We start from the raw sequence: 18,109 nt of genomic DNA on the forward strand, positions 1-18,109 counted from the left end.
ACCTACTAAAAAAAGCCTACTCCTAAAAAACTTTTGTATTTTTACACTTTATTTTTTAGGATGAACAAAAAAGTACTTTTACTCATATTAGATGGCTGGGGGATTACTCAAAACCCAAAAGTATCGGCAATTTTTAATGCCAAAACACCTTTTATCAACTCTTTGTCAGAAAACTTTCCTACTGCTTCTTTAAGAACAGATGGTGAGCATGTTGGCTTGCCAAAAGGACAAATGGGTAATTCTGAAGTTGGTCATATGAACTTAGGAGCTGGTAGAATTGTTTACCAAAACTTAGCGCGTATTAACAAAGCCATCGATGAAGGTACTTTAGCAAAAGAAGAAACCCTGATAGCTGCGTTTGATCATGCTAAAAAGCACAATAAAAAATTACACTTTGTAGGCCTTGTTTCTGACGGTGGAATTCACTCTCATATTGAACATCTCAAAGGCTTATTAACTGCTGCTCATCAAAACCAAGTACAAAATGTATTTTTACACGCTTTTACAGATGGTAGAGATTGTGACCCTAAATCAGGGAAGCAGTTTATTAAGAATATAGAAGAGCATATGCAGCAGACCACAGGAAGCCTAGCTACTGTCTCTGGGAGATACTATGCTATGGACAGAGATCATCGCTGGGAACGCATAAAACTTACGTATGATGCTCTTGTAAATGGTCGTGGTGAAATGTCAAACAACGCCTTAGACAGCATCCAAGAATCCTATAACAACGATATTACAGATGAGTTTATCAAACCCCTTGTATTAACAGACGAAACGGGAGCTCCCAAAGCGAAAATTGAGAAAGATGATGTGGTCATTTTTTTTAATTTCAGAACGGATAGAGGAAGACAACTAACAAGTGCTTTAACTCAAGAAGATTATCCAGATTATCAAATGAAAAAATTGCCATTGTACTTTGTTACACTAACAAATTACGATGATCGATTTAAGGATATCAAAGTTATTTACAACAGTGATAATTTAGACAACACTTTAGGAGAAGTATTAGAAAAAGCAGGAAAAAAACAAATTAGGATTGCAGAAACAGAAAAATACCCACACGTTACTTTTTTCTTTTCTGGAGGTAGAGAAAAAGAATTTATTGGAGAAAAACGCTTATTGTGCCCTTCTCCTAAGGTAGCTACTTATGATTTGAAACCAGAAATGAGCGCCTATGAAATTACAGACGCTATCATCCCTGAGTTAGAAAAAGAAGAGGTAGATTTTATCTGTTTAAACTTTGCGAATGGCGACATGGTTGGTCATACGGGTAATTTTGACGCAGCGGTAAAAGCATGTGAAGCTGTAGATATTTGCACTAAAAAAGTAGTGACAACAGCATTGGATCATGGATATACTACACTTTTAATTGCAGACCACGGAAATTGCGAAACAATGATGAATCCAGATGGTAGTCCAAATACATCGCACACAACAAATCCTGTGCCCATCATTTTAATAGACAACCAACTAAAATCAATAAAAAATGGTATCTTGGGCGATATTTCCCCTACCATTTTAAACTTAATGGGTCTTAAAAAGCCCAAAGAAATGACACAAAATTCGCTTGTTTAAAAGCATAATACCCCTATGAGAAACATTTATTTATTTTGCATAATACTACTTATGGGCTGCAATACGCAGGCACAAAAAAAGGCTGTAAAAAATTCAGTTGGAGATTTGGTTGGAATTACGCACAGATCTGATTTCAAGCAAGCGCCGTACAACAGCTGGTTTGATGCTAATTACATAGCTTACACAGTCGATCAAAAATCTATTTCGGTTTTAAAAGATGCTTTTAAAGATGTTCAAGTGAAAGTTTTTATGGGTACTTGGTGCGGAGACAGCAGAAGAGAAACTCCTCGTTTTTATAAATTGCTAGACGCTATCAATTTTGATGAAAAGAATCTAGAAATGATCACCGTTAACCGAAGTAAAAAAACACCTAAAAACTTAGAAAAAAACCTAAATATTATTAGGGTTCCAACTTTTATTTTTTACAAAAAAGATCCAAAAACAAACGAGAAAAAAGAAATAGGAAGGTATGTAGAATACGCTAGAGAGTCTTTAGAAAAAGACATTTTAAAAATCCTTAGCGGAAAAGCCTATAAACACTCTTATCAAAATTAATTACTATGATCCCTAAAGATTGTTTAATAATAGCCGTTGACTTTGACGGAACCATTGTAGAAGATGCGTACCCAAAAATTGGAAAGCCAATGCTTTTTGCATTTGAAACATTAAAAAAACTTCAAGAAGAAGGTCATCGTTTAATCTTATGGACCTACCGATCTGGAAAAGCATTAGAGGAAGCTGTGATTTTTTGTAAAGAAAAAGGCATTGATTTTTACGCAATCAACAAAAGTTATCCCGCAGAAGAAATCGATGATACTATCAGCAGAAAAATACATGCAGATTTGTTTATTGACGATCGAAATGTAGGTGGTTTTAAAGGCTGGCCTGACGTCTATCAACAAATTTTTAACTACACACCAGATATTCCTAAAAAGAAAAAAGGCTTTTTCTCAAGACTGATGTAACGTAAAATTAGATTTCTTTTTATTTTACAAAAAAACATTTTAAATATACTTTTAAAGAAGTCTCTAGTATCTGTGTAAAGTACTAAGGACATATTTATTTTTTAAAGTATCTTTGCCCTTTAATTTTTTGAACATGATTCATATAAAGACACTCGAAGAAATAGAATTGATGCGAGAAAGTGCATTAATTGTTTCTAAAACCTTAGGAATGCTTGCAAAAGAAGTAAAGCCTGGAGTTAGCACCCTTCAATTGGATAAATTAGCAGAAGATTTTATTCGATCAGAAGGTGCCATACCTGGTTTCTTAGGTTTATACGACTTTCCAAACACTTTGTGTATGAGCCCAAATGCTCAAGTGGTACATGGATTTCCTACTGATGAGCCTTTGGTTGATGGAGATATTATTTCTATTGACTGTGGAGCTTTAAAAAATGGTTTTTATGGAGATCATGCCTATACTTTTGAAGTTGGAGAAGTAGATCCAGAAACAAAAAAATTACTAGACGTTACCAAACAAAGTTTGTACGAAGGAATTCGAGAATTTAAAGCCGGAAACCGAGTTGGTGATGTTGGCTTTGCTATCCAACAATATGCTGAAAAGCATGGTTATGGTGTGGTTAGAGAACTTGTAGGTCATGGCTTGGGAAGAAAAATGCACGAAGACCCAGAAATGCCTAATTATGGCAAACGCGGGAGAGGAAAGAAATTTGCTAACGGAATGGTGGTTGCAATAGAACCAATGATTAACATGGGAACTCATCAAATTAATCAGCTTAAAGATGGCTGGACAATTTTAACCAGAGACGGAAAACCATCTGCGCATTTTGAGCATGATGTAGCCATAGTCAACGGGAAACCAGAGTTACTCTCTACCTTTCAATATATCTATGAGGCTTTAGGAATTAGCTCAAACGAAGAAGACGAATTTAGAGCCAAGTAATTTGGGACTTTTTAAAAGCATACTCAATACCGTTCCAAGGCCTTTGCTTATTAAAGCAAGTTATTTTGTAAAACCTTTTATTGCATTCTATTTAAAAGGATCAAATTTTACAGACCCAATCGATGGTAAAAGTTTTCGCAAATTTTTGCCTTACGGATATGGAAACCAACGAGAAAATGCTTTATCTCCAAGCACACTTTCACTTGAAAGACACCGATTGCTATGGTTGTTTCTTAAAGAGGATACTGATTTCTTTAAACCAGCAAACAACCAAGAACTATCTTTTAATTTAAGGGGGCCTTCTGACAAGGCAAAATTGCGTGTTTTGCATATGGCTCCAGAACAATGTTTTTTAAAGCGTTTTAAGCAGCAAAAAAACATTGATTATACCACTGCAGATTTATACTCACCCATAGCAGATGTCAAAGCAGACATTTGTGATCTTCCCTTTGAAGAAAATTCTTTTGATGTGGTTTTTTGCAATCATGTTTTAGAACATATTTCAGATGACACCAAAGCGATGCAAGAATTGTATCGAGTTTTAAAACCCGGAGGTTTAGGTATTTTTCAAATACCTCAAGACTTAAGCAGAACTGTTACTTTTGAAGACGATTCAATTACTGACCCTAAAGAACGAGCAAAACTGTTTGGTCAATACGATCATGTTCGAGTGTATGGCCGTGATTATTTTGACAAATTACGCAAAGTTGGTTTTGTTGTTAATGAGCTTGATTATACAAAAAAAATCGCTCCAGAATTGGTAAAGCGATTTTGTTTAACTCCAGGAGAAATACTCCCTGTATGTTCAAAAGGATAAAATTACTCTTGCTTTACAACATATGGGTTTTCTTTGATAAAATCATCTAGTAAGACCAATTTCTTATCTCCTAAAATAAGATACTTTTTACCGTCAATCTCTGTCTGAATTTGATAACCATTTTCTAATTTAACTAGCTTTGAACTACCCGAATAAGTAAATTCTTGATTGATTTTAGCTTCTATTTCTGTACCGTTTTGATTGATCCATTTAGTACCTTCTGCATTAGTAACCTCTGCACTTTCATTGTAAAAAGCTCCTATGTGATTGTACTGATCTGCAGCCAATACCTTGCCGTCGATTCCACACAAATAACCAAACATACTGTAATCATCATTAAATAACGGATAGATTCCTCCACCTAAATGCCCTCCAAAGTGATACCATTCTCCTCCAATTCTAACTTGACCATCAGAATTGTATTTTTCTATCTTATCTGTGCGTTTTAACTCTTTAAAAATATTTTTTTCATTGGTAAATGGCTCTAACTTATTCTCTGCTAAATTAAAGACCATCACCTTTAAAGAATTGTTAGGATAGGCTATAACCTTGCCGTTTCCTCTGGGCAACATCACTGTCCCATAATTAGTAGAAAGCGGGTTAAACCCATTAATATCTGGAAGCAGTAAACCTTCTTTTTGCGCTGTATTATAGGCGTATAATTGGGTTGGATTGTTTTTTTGATTCATCAAAAGTACATAGCCTTCATAAGCTCTAGCATCTTTGTATACGTCAGCACTTAATAAAACAGTTCCTTTATCATCAATTAAACCAAAAAACTCACCCTGTTGAAATACCGCAACACCGTTGTTATCAAAAGGAGCAATATGACTGTATCCTAATAGAAAATCAGCTGATTGATCTTCCCAAACAGTTTTTAAAGAGTCGTTCCATTGTTTTGCATTCTCTTGAGCAATTCTAAGCTTTTCCTTTTCTAAAAAAGCCAAATCCTCTTTTTCTATAAACTCCTGAAGAGTTACATATAGTTCTAAAAGTTGCTGGTATTCGCTAGTTTTCTTATTCTTTTCGAGAAGAAAGTATTGCTTTGCATAACTTCTAGACTTTTTGTAATTCTTAAGACCAAACTCAATTAATGTACCCAATTTTGCGACAGAAGCACTTTTTATAGTATCTAAAAGCTTCATCGCTTTGTTAAAATCAGTCTGGGCTTCTACAATCTTTGAATTGTTAAAATTATCTTTAGATTTAGAGATGTAAACTCCTGCTATTTCCTCATTAGTTTGTGCATTTGCATATACAAATGAACACATCATACACATAATCAACAAGCTCTTTTTCATATTCTATATTTAAATTATCCCTTTGTAATTAGGGCCGCAAGATAGCCAAAAAATAATAATTAAAAAACACAAAGTCTTCTACTCCCTTGCTAATTAGCATACTCAGCAATATTCCCATCAACATCCAAATACATAAAAAACACCTTAAACTTAGTTTGGCTTTCCACTAATTCACGTGCTTTTTCAAAACCCATTGCCATAAAAGCAGTTGCATAAGCATCTACATCAGCGCAATCTGAATTGGAAATTACTGAGGCACTGAGCAAATTGCTCTCTTTTGCGAATCCTGTTTTTGGGTTTACAGTATGTACGTACTTTTTACCCTCTTTTGAAATTCTAAACTTTCTATAATTACCCGATGTTGCCATGGATTGGTTTTTAAGGCTAATTACTGTTTCAAAAGATTGAGAACCGTCTGTGTTTGGTTTTTCGATAGCTACTTTCCAATACTGATCTTTAGCATTGGTTCCTCTAGCTCTGATTTCTCCTCCTATCTCTACCAAATAATTTGAAATCTGTTTGCCTTCTAAAAAACGAGCAATGACATCAACTCCATAGCCTTTGGCGATAGAATTAAAATCAAGATAAATTCTTGGATCTTTCTTTTTGATTCGATTGTCAATTAATTGAATCTTATCCAAGCCCACAAAAGCCATCATCTCTTCTACTTTAGAGCTATCTAAGGGGTTGTTTTGCTTTTCTGGCCCAAATCCCCAGGCGTTTACTAACATCCCTATGGTTGGGTCAAAATACCCATCTGTGTCCTTGTAAATTTCTTTTGATTTCTGAAAAACTTCAGTAAAAAAAGGATCAACAACAACAGTAGAGTCACCTTTGTTAATTTTAGAAATATCAGAGGTAGGTATATAGGTTGAAAGTGATTTATTTACCAAAGCAAACAAACTATCAATCTCTGATTGAAAACTACTTTTTGTGCTTGCGAGATAGCTAATATGGTAGGTAGTTCCAAAAACTAGTCCCTCTAACTTAACCAGTTTGTGCTCTTCTTGAATTGTACAAGTAATAAAAAGTAGAGACAGGGCTATAGTATAAAAACGTTTCATTGTTTATTTATTAAGAAAGACAAAGATAAAATATAAAAAATTCATAAAATCATCACAAAACCATTATTTATGCTCTTTTTTGCAAGCAAATTTCATACTTTTGTAGAAATTAAAATCACTATTCTAAAATGAAAAAAATATTTTTACTAGTATTGGTAGCAACCCTGATTTCTTCTTGTGTTTCTAAGAAAGACTACCTTAGTTTAGAGGCTTCTCACTTACAAACCCAAAATGATTTAAAAGTTGCAAAAGCAACTTTAACTGATTGCTTAATTGACAAAGAAAAAAATCAATCGCTATTGGATGGAAACAAAGATAAAATCTCTGATTTAGAAGCAACCATTTTAGAATTGAAAAAAGACAAGCAAAAAACTTTAGAATTTGTTGATAATTTAACTGTACTTACCCAAGGTGCTAATGACAATATTAAAGAGACTTTAATTCAGTTAAGCAAAAAAGACCAGTACATTAAGTATATCAGAAAAGCCATGACCAAAAAGGATTCATTGAATTTGGCAATTTCTTATCACTTGACAAAAGAGTTAAAAGATGGTCTAAACGACAAAGACATTATAATTGACGTAGAAAAAACAGTTGTATTTATCTCTATTTCGGATAAGTTATTATTTAAAAGCGGAAGTTACGACGTAAACAGTAGTGCTTATAAAGTATTAGAAAAAGTTGCCACAGTAATCAACGGACAGCCAGAAATGGACGTGATGATTGAAGGGCATACAGATTCTAAATCAATTAAAACTGAATTCTTAGAAGACAACTGGGATTTATCAGCAAAAAGAGCAACTTCTATTGTGAGACTTTTACAAAGCAAATTCCAAGTGAATCCAGGTCGTTTGATCGCTGCTGGTAGAAGTAGTTATGTTCCATTAGCTCCGAATGATACAGAAGCTAACAGAGCAAAAAACAGAAGAACAAAAATTATCATCATGCCAAGATTGGATCAATTCTTTGAGTTATTAGAAGAAGACAATGAATAAGCATTGTGTATGCATAAAAAAAGCCTGACTCTTTAGTCAGGCTTTTTTTTGTGTTTAATCTAAAATTTTTATAAAATCTTCAAATGCAAAATAATAAGGCTGGTTTTTAAACACTGGTGCCTCTACACTGTGTGCATTAGCGATTCCAATCCCAGCATACCAAACTTGAGCATTCTGCTTTTTTGCATGCTCTTTAAAGGTTTCCATCCAAAGTACATCATAGCTTTCTGGGTTTTGAATATTGTTAGAGGTCTTCACCAAAACAAAAATAGTTGGCTCACCTTTTTTAAACAATACAAACTGTGGATGCTTTTTTAATTGACTGTTGATGGCTACAAATTCATAGCCCATTTCTTGTAGTTTTTTTCCGATAAAATTCATTCCTAAATTATGAATCTCTTGATCGTTTAAAGCTTCCATAGTTATTCTTATATTTAACTACAAAAGTACTGTTTTTGAATAAAAAAAAGAACTTGTTAAGTAAAGTGAACTGTCAAAAATTTTGATTGTCTACAACAATATAAAAATAAGAGTCCATGCCAGAAGTGCAACCATGGTACTCAAGAGTATTTCCCATTTAGAAATCCTATGGCGAGTACTAAAATATTTGCATTTGCAGTCTACACATTGGTATCTGGTACCTTTTAAAAAGTACCTTTCAAAGAAGGTTCTTCTAATCCTATTCTTAGCTTTTGATTGACATTTTGGGCAGCACATAGTTTTTGTTTATATCTAGTATAAATTATGCGAAGCAAAATTAGGCTTCTCACCATAGTGTACCCAGCTATCTGTAATATGGGGGTATACATAGCTTGTTCAAATGTACAGGTAACTAAGCAAAAAAAAACCAGTATAAATACTGGTTTTCATATAATGAGAGTTATAAGTCTCCTTCATTTATACCAACTAACTGGTTTTTAAATGCAAATACAACCAGTCCTGCAAAATTTTTCGACTGCGTTTTAATAAGTAAATTATTACGGTGCCACTCTACGGTTCGTTTGCTTAAAAATAGCTGTTCTGCAATTTCTTTAGTACTGTGTTGCTGGCAAATTAAGCTTAATATTTCAAGTTCTCTTTCTGTTAAAAAATCAGCATCTAAAACGGTCTTTATAGCCGTAGGTGGCTTTTCTTTAAGACACTTTAATATCTCAGCATCATAATAAAATCCCTTGTCCATAATTTCATGAATCACCAGTAAAACATCTTTTGGGTTTGATGTCTTTACCAAATAAGAAGCTGCTCCTACATCAATGACATTGGCGATAAAAGAAGGTGAATTATAACTAGTCAATGCCACAATTTTAATCTCTGGATATCGATGTGAAATTTGTTTTGTGGCCTCTATACCGTTTAACAAAGGCATTTTTAAATCCATTAAAATAATATCTGGATATTTGCTAGTGCTCTCTAGATAATCTAGTAATTCACGTCCATTATTTGCTTCAAAAACAACAGAAATATCAGTTTGTTTTTCCAATAAAAAAGCCATGCCTTTTCTAAACAAGACTTCGTCATCTGCTAGTGCAATATGTATTTTTTTTAGGGTCATATTTAAAAATTAAAAGTGTATTGAAATCCCTTACCAACCTGAGAAGAAAAATAATAGCTTCCATTTAAAAAGAGAATTCTATTCTCTAAACTAATCATTCCTAAGCCCTTATATTGTATTTTTTCTACATTAAAACCAACTCCGTTATCACTATAATAACAAGTTCTTTTTCCCGTTAGGGTTTTAAAATCAATTTGAATTTTTGTTGATTTACCGTGTTTGATTGAATTGTTTATCAATTCCTGTAGAATTCTAAATACATGCAACTGACTGTTGTCGTTTAACGAGGTGAAATCCAATGAATTTGTATAATGAATAGCGACTGCTTTGGTATTATTAACATCTAAAACCAATTCTTTAATCGCTTCATGCAGGCCAAATTCAGACAGTATTGGTGGCAATAGGTTATGAGCTAAATTTCTTGAGCTTTCTGCTGTTTTTTTAATGGTGACAAGTAATGTGTCTACCATTTCTTTGGTTTCTTCTATTGTTAATTTTTCTGAAATCAAAGCGTAGGCTTGCAGTGAAACCACATTTAATTTAGCACTAATATCATCATGTAGTTCTTGGGCAATCCTTGAACGTTCCTTTTCTTGTGCAATGATAGACGCTTGTAATATTTTCTTTTGAAATTGTATTTCTAACTCTTTCTTCTCTACTTCTTTTTGAAGGATTTTTTTTCTAGATTTCCAAACAAAAATTATAATTGCAATGGTAACTATGGCAAAAAATATGATACCATAACTTATAAGGAGTAGTAATTGGTCGTTTTTAAACACCTGCTTTGTATTTTTTACGAATATAGTTCCACTCGGTAAAAATTAAGGCCTGATAAACAATATAAAAAATAGAGTTAAAAATCCAAATATCTATATAGGGATCTTCAATAAAGACCAATTCATAATTTCCAGACAAAAATATCAGACAGCTACAAATCAAATACATGATTAAGCCTGTCATTAAATACATATATTGTTTTTCTTCACCTAAGGTTTTGTAAAGGTGTCTCAATGCGTATATAACTAACAACAAAGAGGTTGATACAATTTCAAACAAGTTAAACTCCCAAAATAACTCAGGTTTTTTTATATATGAAAAAATGATCAGTACAAAAACTAAAGATGAACTTATCAGTACTATATTTTTAGCCTTCTTATCTTTAAAAAGTCGATAAAAAACCAAACTTAATAGCAAAAACTGGGCGTTGAAATAAAAATGGGAAAGAAATAAATTATTACCAGGGTTGGCATAACCTATTAGGTTGCAAAAAAATTCTACGACAAACAAGCCTGTTAAATAACAGGCAACAATTGTATAGATTTTGTTTTTAAAGGTTTTTACCTTGGTTAAAAACAATACTGCATTTAAAAACAAAAGCAGTAAGCTAAAAACACTTACGAGAAAACCCAATAAGTAGGGGTCATTATTGGACATTTAGTTTATCGTATAAAATGTCCTTAAAAATACAAAATTAAAAAACAATTAGCAAAAACTAGACTCATTGGTTGCTGTTTCTATCTTTTATTTCTCTTATTGTAGTTTTTATCCCCTCTTGTTTTTGGCTTTTTATATTTCTTAGCAATTTCTCTTCGGTAACTTCCTCCTTGGTTAGTTTTGCTGTTTTTTTCACTTTTTTCATGAAAAGCAGGTCCAGGAGCAAACTCATCCTTTTGGGTTTTAAGAGGATTGTAAATTTCTAGCTCTTCGGGTCTCTCTTCTGGTGTTAATTGATCCGAAATTTCAACTTCTGACGGAAATTCAATTTCTGGAATTTCGTAGTTCATCAATGTTTCAATATCAGCCTTATTTTCTTCCTCTGCTGGGGTTACAAACAACATACTTTGACCTTCATGAGCAGCCCTTCCTGTTCTTCCAATTCTATGCATGTAGTTTTCAGGAAAACTAGGAGTATCAAAATTAATTACGTGGCTAATTTCATCCAAATCCAATCCACGAGCCATCACATCAGTGGCAACTAAAATGCGATTCATTCCATCATCAAACTGACGAATTGAGCGCTCTCTATAGTTTTGAGTCTTATTTGAATGGATTACACATATTTCATCAGCATACGATTCATCTAGAGCAGCAAACAATCTATCTGCACTTCTTTTGTTTCCGACAAACACCAATACTTTGGTAAACGTTTCTTTGTCTTTTAGCAAGAAATTTAGCAGGTTTACTTTTGTGTAAAAATTAGGCACATTATAATAACATTGTGCGATATTGTCTAGGGGAGTTCCACTCACCGCAATAGACACTTTTTCTGGTGCTTTAAAAAAATCGGTGATTAAGGCATCTACATCTTGAGTCATGGTTGCAGAAAACATAATATTTTGTCTGCGTTCTGGGAGTATGTCAAAAATATTTAAGAGCTGAAAACGAAAGCCTAAATCTAACATTACATCAACCTCATCAATAACTAATTTCTGAATAGATTTCATGTTTAGCGCCTTGCTTAAGGCTAAATCATACAGTCTTCCGGGAGTGGCTACAATAATATCTTGACCTTGTAAAATTGCTCTTTTTTGCACGTTGATGTTTGCTCCACCATAGACACCTAATACACGCAAAGTAATATAGTTGGCTAACTTTTCTATCTCTTCAACTACTTGTGTAACAAGTTCTCTGGTAGGAACCAAAACTAAAATTCTTGGGTGTTTTTGTTCTGTAAATTTTAAATCTCTAAGAATAGGCATCATATAGGCAAAGGTTTTACCCGTACCTGTTTGTGCGATCCCAACAATGTCTTTACCTGATCTTACCACAGAAAAAGCCTGCTCTTGAATAGGAGTTGGATGTGTAAATCCTAAATCTTCTATGGCATTTAAAAGCTGCGTAGATAAATTTAAATCGTGAAAAGTAGTTTGCATTACAAATATATTATGCTGCAAAGATACATTTTATATACCGCACTTTTTAGTAAAAGACCTGTCTTAAAAACTAATACACATTTCTATAGACCAAATTGAATACACACAAAAAAGCACCCAAATTTCTTCGGATGCTTTTTTAATAAATACTTTTTTTATTAGTCCTATTTTACTATCTCTTTATAAACTTCTTCATCGTACTAGTAGTATCACTTTCTATTTTTAACAAATACATCCCTGATTTTAAACTACTGATATTTAAGATTTCTTTTGAAGTATAGTCTTGTACCTCTAGAAGTTGTTTTCCGGTGATGCTATATATCTTGATGCGAGCTTTGTCTAAAGTATCTAAATCTACACGTATAAAATTAGTTGCTGGATTTGGATATACTTGAACAGCTTCTGATAACAAAATATCTTGGTCTTCTCCAAATTGAATAATGGTTAGAACTTGAACAACATCAGGGGCAGCTTCGTAATTTGCATCTCCTGCTTGTTGGGCTGTAATATTAGTTGTGCCTACTGATAAAACTGTTACCGTATTCCCCAAAATTGTTGCTACATTCGTATTAGAACTTGTGTACGTAATTGCCAATCCTGATGAACTGGTAGCTGTAAAATCAAAAACATCTTGAACGTGTGTTAATGTTTCAAATGTAATGGTTTGGGTAGCTTTTGCAATGGTTAAGTTATTAGAGACAAAAGTGATACTGTAGTTTACATTCGCTAGGGTTGAACCAATCTCATAAGTTCCAACATTCTCTCCTGCTATTCTTGTTAAACTGCCTGTCAACACATCGCCTTTTTCTAAACCACCCGTTGTAATCTGATAGGTTAAACTTGGATCTGTAGCCCCATACACCTTGTTCTTAGCATCGGCTGTAATAGTGATGGGTTTTTTAACAATGGTCAATTCTTTTGATACAAACGTGATGCCGTAATTTGTATTGGCTAAGGTTGAACTGATCGCATAGGCTCCAACATCCTCTCCTGCTACTCTTTTTAAACTGCCTGTCAACACATCACCTGTTTCTAAAACACCCGTTGTAATCTGATAGGTTAAACTTGGATCTGTAGCCCCATACACCTTGCTCTTAGCATCGGCTGTAATGGTGATGCCTTTTTTAACAATGGTCAAATCTTTTGACACAAACGTGATGCCGTAATTTGTATTGGCTAAGGTTGAACTGATCGCATAGGCTCCAACATCCTCTCCTGCTACTCTTTTTAAACTGCCTGTCAACACATCACCTGTTTCTAAAACACCCGTTGTAATCTGATAGGTTAAACTTGGATCTGTAGCCCCATACACCTTGCTCTTAGCATCGGCTGTAATGGTGATGCCTTTTTTAACAATGGTCAAATCTTTTGACACAAACGTAATGTCGTAATTTGTATTGGCTAAGGTTGAACCGAGTGCATAGACTCCAACATCCTCTCCTGCTATTCTTGTTAAACCTCCTGTTAACACATCACCTGTTTCTAAACTACCTGTTGTAATCTGATAAGTTAAACTTGGATCTGTAGCCCCATACACCTTGCTCTTAGCATCGGCTGTAATGGTGATGCCTTTTTTAACAATGGTCAAATCTTTTGACACAAACGTGATGCCGTAATTTGTATTGGCTAAGGTTGAACTGATCGCATAGGCTCCAACATCCTCTCCTGCTACTCTTTTTAAACTGCCTGTCAACACATCACCTGTTTCTAAAACACCCGTTGTAATCTGATAGGTTAAACTTGGATCTGTAGCCCCATACACCTTGCTCTTAGCATCGGCTGTAATGGTGATGCCTTTTTTAACAATGGTCAAATCTTTTGACACAAACGTAATGTCGTAATTTGTATTGGCTAAGGTTGAACCGAGTGCATAGACTCCAACATCCTCTCCTGCTATTCTTGTTAAACCTCCTGTTAACACATCACCTGTTTCTAAACTACCTGTTGTAATCTGATAGGTTAAACTTGGATCTGAATCGCCATACACCTTGCTCTTTGCATCGGCTGTAATGGTGATGGCTTTTTTAGCAATGGTCAATTTTTTTGACACAAACGTAATGTCATAATTTGTATTGGCTAAGGTTGAACTGATCGCATAGGCTCCAACATCCTCTCCTGCTACTCTTGTTAAACCTCCTGTTAACACATCACCTGTTTCTAAACTACCTGTTGTAATCTGATAGGTTAGACTTGGGTCTGTAGCACCATACACCTTGCTCTTTGCATCAGCAGTAATGGTGATGGGTTTTTTAACAATGGTCAATTCTTTTGATACAAAGGTGATGCTGTAATTTGTATTGGCTAAGGTTGAACCGATCGTGTAGGCTCCAACATCCTCTCCTGCTATTCTTGTTAAACTTCCCGTTAACACATCAACTGTTTCTAAACTACCTGCTGTAATTTGATAGGTTAAACTTGGATCTATAGCACCATACACCTTGCTCTTTGCATCGGCTGTAATAGTGATGGCTTTTTTAGCAATGGTCAATTCTTTTGATACAAAGGTGATGCTGTAATTTGTATTGGCTAAGGTTGAACCGATCGTGTAGGCTCCAACATCCTCTCCTGCTATTCTTGTTAAACTTCCTGTCAACACATCGCCTGTTTCTAAACTACCCGTTGTAATTTGATAGGTTAAACTTGGATCTGTAGCCCCGTACACCTTGCTCTTTGCATCGGCTGTAATAGTGATGGCTTTTTTAGCAATGGTCAAATCTTTTGATACAAACGTAATGTCGTAATTCGCATTGGCTAAGGTTGAACCAATCGCATAGGTTCCAAAATCTTCTCCTGCTATTCTTGTTAAACTTCCTGTCAACACATCACCTGTTTCTAAACTACCTGTTGTAATCTGATAGGTTAAACTTGGGTCTGTAGCGCCATACACCTTGCTCTTAGCATCGGCTGTAATAGTGATGGCTTTTTTAGTGATGGTAAGGGTAATCTCTTTTTCTGTTTGTAAATAGTTGGCATCTGTAACCTGTGTTGCTTTAATTTTTACAGTACCAACATTACCAGGGATAAGTGTTGCATTGTTGGTGCCAGATAAAGTAGCTGTACCTGAACCACCTGTAACAATATTGTAACTAATGGATCCTGTTGAATTTGATGTTGCAGCTAATGTAACAGCTGTATCTCCATAAGTTTTTGTAAAATCTTCAAAAGTAATTGTTGGTGTTGTTTTTAACTCTGTTGCAAAACTAAAGGTTGTTTTGTCTAAGATTCCGGCAAAATAATTACTGGATGCATCTTTAAATGCTGTATTGGCAATTTGTATATAATAATTTTTACTTTTTAATAGGTCTGCTGTTGGATTTATCGTTACTATATGATTACTAATAGAAACATGACTACTCGTTACTGCAATCGTTTCTACAGCGGTATCATTAGAAGCATCATAAATTACTATATTTCCTGTCCCTTTATTAATATTCTCTGAAAAAGTTAATTTTATGTTTTGACTTAGAAGAACACCAATAGCATTGTCTGTTGGTACAGATGAGTTTAAAACAGGTGCCAATGCATCTACCAAAACACCATTTGTTGCTCCAACACTATTTAAGGTTAAGTTTGCGTCATTAGAAACACTATCCTGAAAAGTTCCTCCATTAGCAGCTAAAGTCCCCACTGTTATTCCATCAGTATCTAAATCACCCGCTAGAATGGCATATCTAAATACTATTGCGCCAGATCCACTACCACTTTGGTATACAGCTTGACGAACTGTAGCTCCAATTGTAATAGCTAGTTGTGGTATACCTCCTGTTGTATTAACAGTAATATTTTTATTAAAATTAACTGTAAAAACTAAATCCTGACCAGTAACATAAGTGGTAGCTGTTGGCACAGTAACACTAGTAACCTCTGGTCTAATAACATTTTTAACGCCAGGACTTGCCGTAATAGGTACTCCATTAACAGTTATTCCTAGATTATTTATTGATGCCCGCCAATTAGTTCCGTCATTATTGTCTGAACTAATGTCGTACAAAACGATTGAAGCCCCTCCACCGTCTGGCTTTCCTGAAGTACTACCAGTGGGCCAAGGAGTACTATCATCATAATTTACATAATCTACCTGATTTCCAAGAGAATTTTTAAGCTCAATAACTTCTCCTCCATTAGACAAATCTCCTGATGTCCATTGAGCATCTGCACTTGAACCATATGTAGCCGCGAAACTCACCAAGTTTGTTGTTAATACATAATAATCTCCTGCATTAATAGTCACATTTCCAAAAGTATACACAACTGCATCTTGGATAGAATACCCAACCATATTAACGGGAGTAGATCCTGCATTATAAAACTCAATAAATTCAGCTGTATCTACCCCAGATTCAGGTGAATTATACATGATTTCTGTAATCACTATCTGTGCGGTAGTCGTCACATCAATTTTAGTAACCGCAGCCTGAAGATTTGGAGTGCTTACATCATCTTGAGCAACCACATACACATCATAAGCCGTATTTGCTGTTAAACCTGCAACACTAAAATCATTGGTAAAACCACCTGCGCTTACCGCTGCGTTACCATGGGTTATAGCTGATCCTCCTCCTGAGGCTGTGCCTGCTTTTACTTCTGCAGCTGTTGGTGCTGTTGCTCCATCTGAAACGACTACGTAATAAATGGTTCCTGCTCCGTCTATATCTGTGTTTAAAGTAAAACTTGTTTGCGCTACCGAAGATGCGTTAGGGGTACTGTTCTCAAATACAGGTGGAGTTGTATCTACAACAGTTATGGAAAAAGATTGTTGCATGGTACCTCCATTGCCATCAGAAACCTCTAAAACTACACTGTGCGGCCCTACATTTGCCGAAGTTGGTGTTCCTGTAAGTACGGTTTTTTGTATTACCTTTCTGATACTAGAATTATAAGAATCTGCCACATACACAGTCCCTGAGCTATCTGCTGCTAGTCCATAAGGATACTTAAATCTAGCTACTGTTCCTTCACCAGATGTACTTCCTGAAACTCCATTTTCATTTCCTGCCAAAGTACTTACTACGCCGTCTGGACTTATCTTTCGGATGCGATGTTTATTATAATCTGTCACATACACGGTCCCTGAGTCATCTACAGCTACTCCATAAGGAGTATTTAATTGAGATGCCAAAGTACTAACTACACCTGCTGGGCTTATCTTTCGAATAAGATTGTTATTAGTATCAGCTACATACAAAGTTCCTGAGCCATCTACAGCAACTCCATAAGGTTTACTAAATTGAGCTGCTGTTCCTGTACCGTCTGAACTACCTGAAGTTAATGAACCTGCAAAAGTACTTACTACTCCTTGTGGGCTTATTTTTCGAATAAGATTATTATTAGAATCTGCCACATACACAGTGCCTGACCCATCTACGGCTAAGTCTTTAGGACCAGAAAACTGAGCTGCGGTTCCTGTGCCATCTGCATAACCAGATGTACTTCCTGCAAAAGTACTTACCACGCCTTCTGGGCTGATCTTTCGAATACGATTTCCACTATATTCTGCCACATACACAGTACCTGAGCCATCTACAGCCAATCCATAAGGATGCATAAATTTAGCTGCGGTTCCTGTGCCGTTTGCAAAACCATATCCATTTCCTGCTAAAGTACTTACTACGCCTTCTGGGCTTATCTTTCGAATAAGATTATTATTATAATCTGCTACATACACATTTCCTGAGTCATCTACAGCTACTCCAGAAGGATACTTAAATTTAGCTGCGGTTCCTGTCCCGTCTGTATTCCCCCATGAACCTCCAGCAAAAGTACTTACTGTTACTGTATTTGTTAGTGTTAACCAGCTAGGTAGCGTAGTTGCAGAAATTGTTTGGTTATCACCATCTGCATCTGTGCTAGTTATGATATACGAATATGCTGTGTTTTCATCTACCGTAGTGATCGCTGTAGAGGTAAATGTTGGAGAGTTATTGGTTTGTCCTTGTAACGTTGCAAATAAACTGCTAAACATTAATAAGAAAAATAAGTAGTGTTTTTTCATAAGATGACTGTTTAATAAATCTGTAATTTTAT

General features: G+C 35.0%; 14 protein-coding genes. 6 read left to right on the forward strand and 8 right to left on the reverse strand.

Annotated features, from left to right (window positions below):
- Window positions 1-60 precede the first annotated feature (60 nt).
- The 5 genes from gpmI (at window position 61) to WHC90_RS06480 (ending at window position 4,300) form a co-directional block, all read left to right on the forward strand.
- Window positions 61-1,578 carry a 2,3-bisphosphoglycerate-independent phosphoglycerate mutase gene (gene gpmI, locus WHC90_RS06460; RefSeq protein WP_188597661.1) on the forward strand — a complete coding sequence of 506 codons (1,518 nt, stop codon included), beginning with the start codon at window positions 61-63 and terminating at the stop codon, window positions 1,576-1,578.
- 15 nt (window positions 1,579-1,593) lie between these two features.
- Window positions 1,594-2,133, forward strand: coding sequence for a TlpA family protein disulfide reductase (locus WHC90_RS06465; RefSeq protein ID WP_188597662.1), 540 nt, complete (start codon window positions 1,594-1,596; stop codon window positions 2,131-2,133).
- Window positions 2,134-2,138: 5 nt separating this feature from the next.
- Complete coding sequence (locus WHC90_RS06470) at window positions 2,139-2,543, forward strand: BT0820 family HAD-type phosphatase (protein WP_188597663.1); 405 nt, start codon at window positions 2,139-2,141, stop codon at window positions 2,541-2,543.
- A gap of 133 nt (window positions 2,544-2,676) precedes the next feature.
- Window positions 2,677-3,483 (forward strand): type I methionyl aminopeptidase, encoded by an 807-nt coding sequence (map, locus tag WHC90_RS06475; RefSeq protein WP_188597664.1) that lies wholly within the window; start codon window positions 2,677-2,679, stop codon window positions 3,481-3,483.
- Window position 3,484: 1 nt separating this feature from the next.
- Window positions 3,485-4,300 carry a class I SAM-dependent methyltransferase gene (locus WHC90_RS06480; RefSeq protein ID WP_188597665.1) on the forward strand — a complete coding sequence of 272 codons (816 nt, stop codon included), beginning with the start codon at window positions 3,485-3,487 and terminating at the stop codon, window positions 4,298-4,300.
- A 2-nt stretch (window positions 4,301-4,302) separates the two neighbouring features.
- Here WHC90_RS06480 and WHC90_RS06485 read toward each other — a convergent pair whose 3' ends face one another.
- Both WHC90_RS06485 and WHC90_RS06490 read right to left on the reverse strand, forming a co-directional pair.
- Entirely contained in the window at window positions 4,303-5,601 is a 1,299-nt protein-coding gene (locus tag WHC90_RS06485; RefSeq protein WP_188597666.1) for a hypothetical protein, read from the reverse strand.
- Between the two features lie 89 nt (window positions 5,602-5,690).
- Window positions 5,691-6,665 carry an FAD:protein FMN transferase gene (locus WHC90_RS06490; protein WP_188597667.1) on the reverse strand — a complete coding sequence of 325 codons (975 nt, stop codon included), beginning with the start codon at window positions 6,663-6,665 and terminating at the stop codon, window positions 5,691-5,693.
- A 128-nt stretch (window positions 6,666-6,793) separates the two neighbouring features.
- Between WHC90_RS06490 and WHC90_RS06495 the strand changes: the two genes are divergently transcribed.
- Window positions 6,794-7,660, forward strand: coding sequence for an OmpA/MotB family protein (locus WHC90_RS06495; protein ID WP_188597668.1), 867 nt, complete (start codon window positions 6,794-6,796; stop codon window positions 7,658-7,660).
- Window positions 7,661-7,714: 54 nt separating this feature from the next.
- Here the strand turns inward: WHC90_RS06495 and WHC90_RS06500 are convergent, their stop codons facing one another.
- The 6 genes from WHC90_RS06500 to WHC90_RS06525 form a co-directional block, all read right to left on the reverse strand.
- On the reverse strand, window positions 7,715-8,080 hold the full coding sequence (locus tag WHC90_RS06500) for a Na(+)-translocating NADH-quinone reductase subunit F (RefSeq protein ID WP_188597669.1): 366 nt from the start codon (window positions 8,078-8,080) through the stop codon (window positions 7,715-7,717).
- 460 nt (window positions 8,081-8,540) lie between these two features.
- Window positions 8,541-9,212, reverse strand: a complete 672-nt coding sequence (locus WHC90_RS06505; RefSeq protein WP_188597670.1) for a response regulator transcription factor — start codon at window positions 9,210-9,212, stop codon at window positions 8,541-8,543.
- A 2-nt stretch (window positions 9,213-9,214) separates the two neighbouring features.
- Window positions 9,215-9,991 (reverse strand): sensor histidine kinase, encoded by a 777-nt coding sequence (locus tag WHC90_RS06510; RefSeq protein WP_188597671.1) that lies wholly within the window; start codon window positions 9,989-9,991, stop codon window positions 9,215-9,217.
- Window positions 9,984-10,646 (reverse strand): hypothetical protein, encoded by a 663-nt coding sequence (locus WHC90_RS06515; RefSeq protein ID WP_188597672.1) that lies wholly within the window; start codon window positions 10,644-10,646, stop codon window positions 9,984-9,986. Before WHC90_RS06515 ends, WHC90_RS06510 begins: the two co-directional genes overlap by 8 nt.
- A gap of 80 nt (window positions 10,647-10,726) precedes the next feature.
- On the reverse strand, window positions 10,727-12,085 hold the full coding sequence (locus tag WHC90_RS06520; RefSeq protein WP_188597673.1) for a DEAD/DEAH box helicase: 1,359 nt from the start codon (window positions 12,083-12,085) through the stop codon (window positions 10,727-10,729).
- Window positions 12,086-12,257: 172 nt separating this feature from the next.
- A complete protein-coding gene (locus WHC90_RS06525) occupies window positions 12,258-18,077 on the reverse strand; it encodes an MBG domain-containing protein (protein ID WP_340818754.1) in 5,820 nt (1,939 codons plus the stop codon).
- Window positions 18,078-18,109: the final 32 nt, after the last annotated feature.

Source organism: Polaribacter pacificus (genome assembly GCF_038024035.1).
Classification (GTDB): domain Bacteria; phylum Bacteroidota; class Bacteroidia; order Flavobacteriales; family Flavobacteriaceae; genus Polaribacter; species Polaribacter pacificus.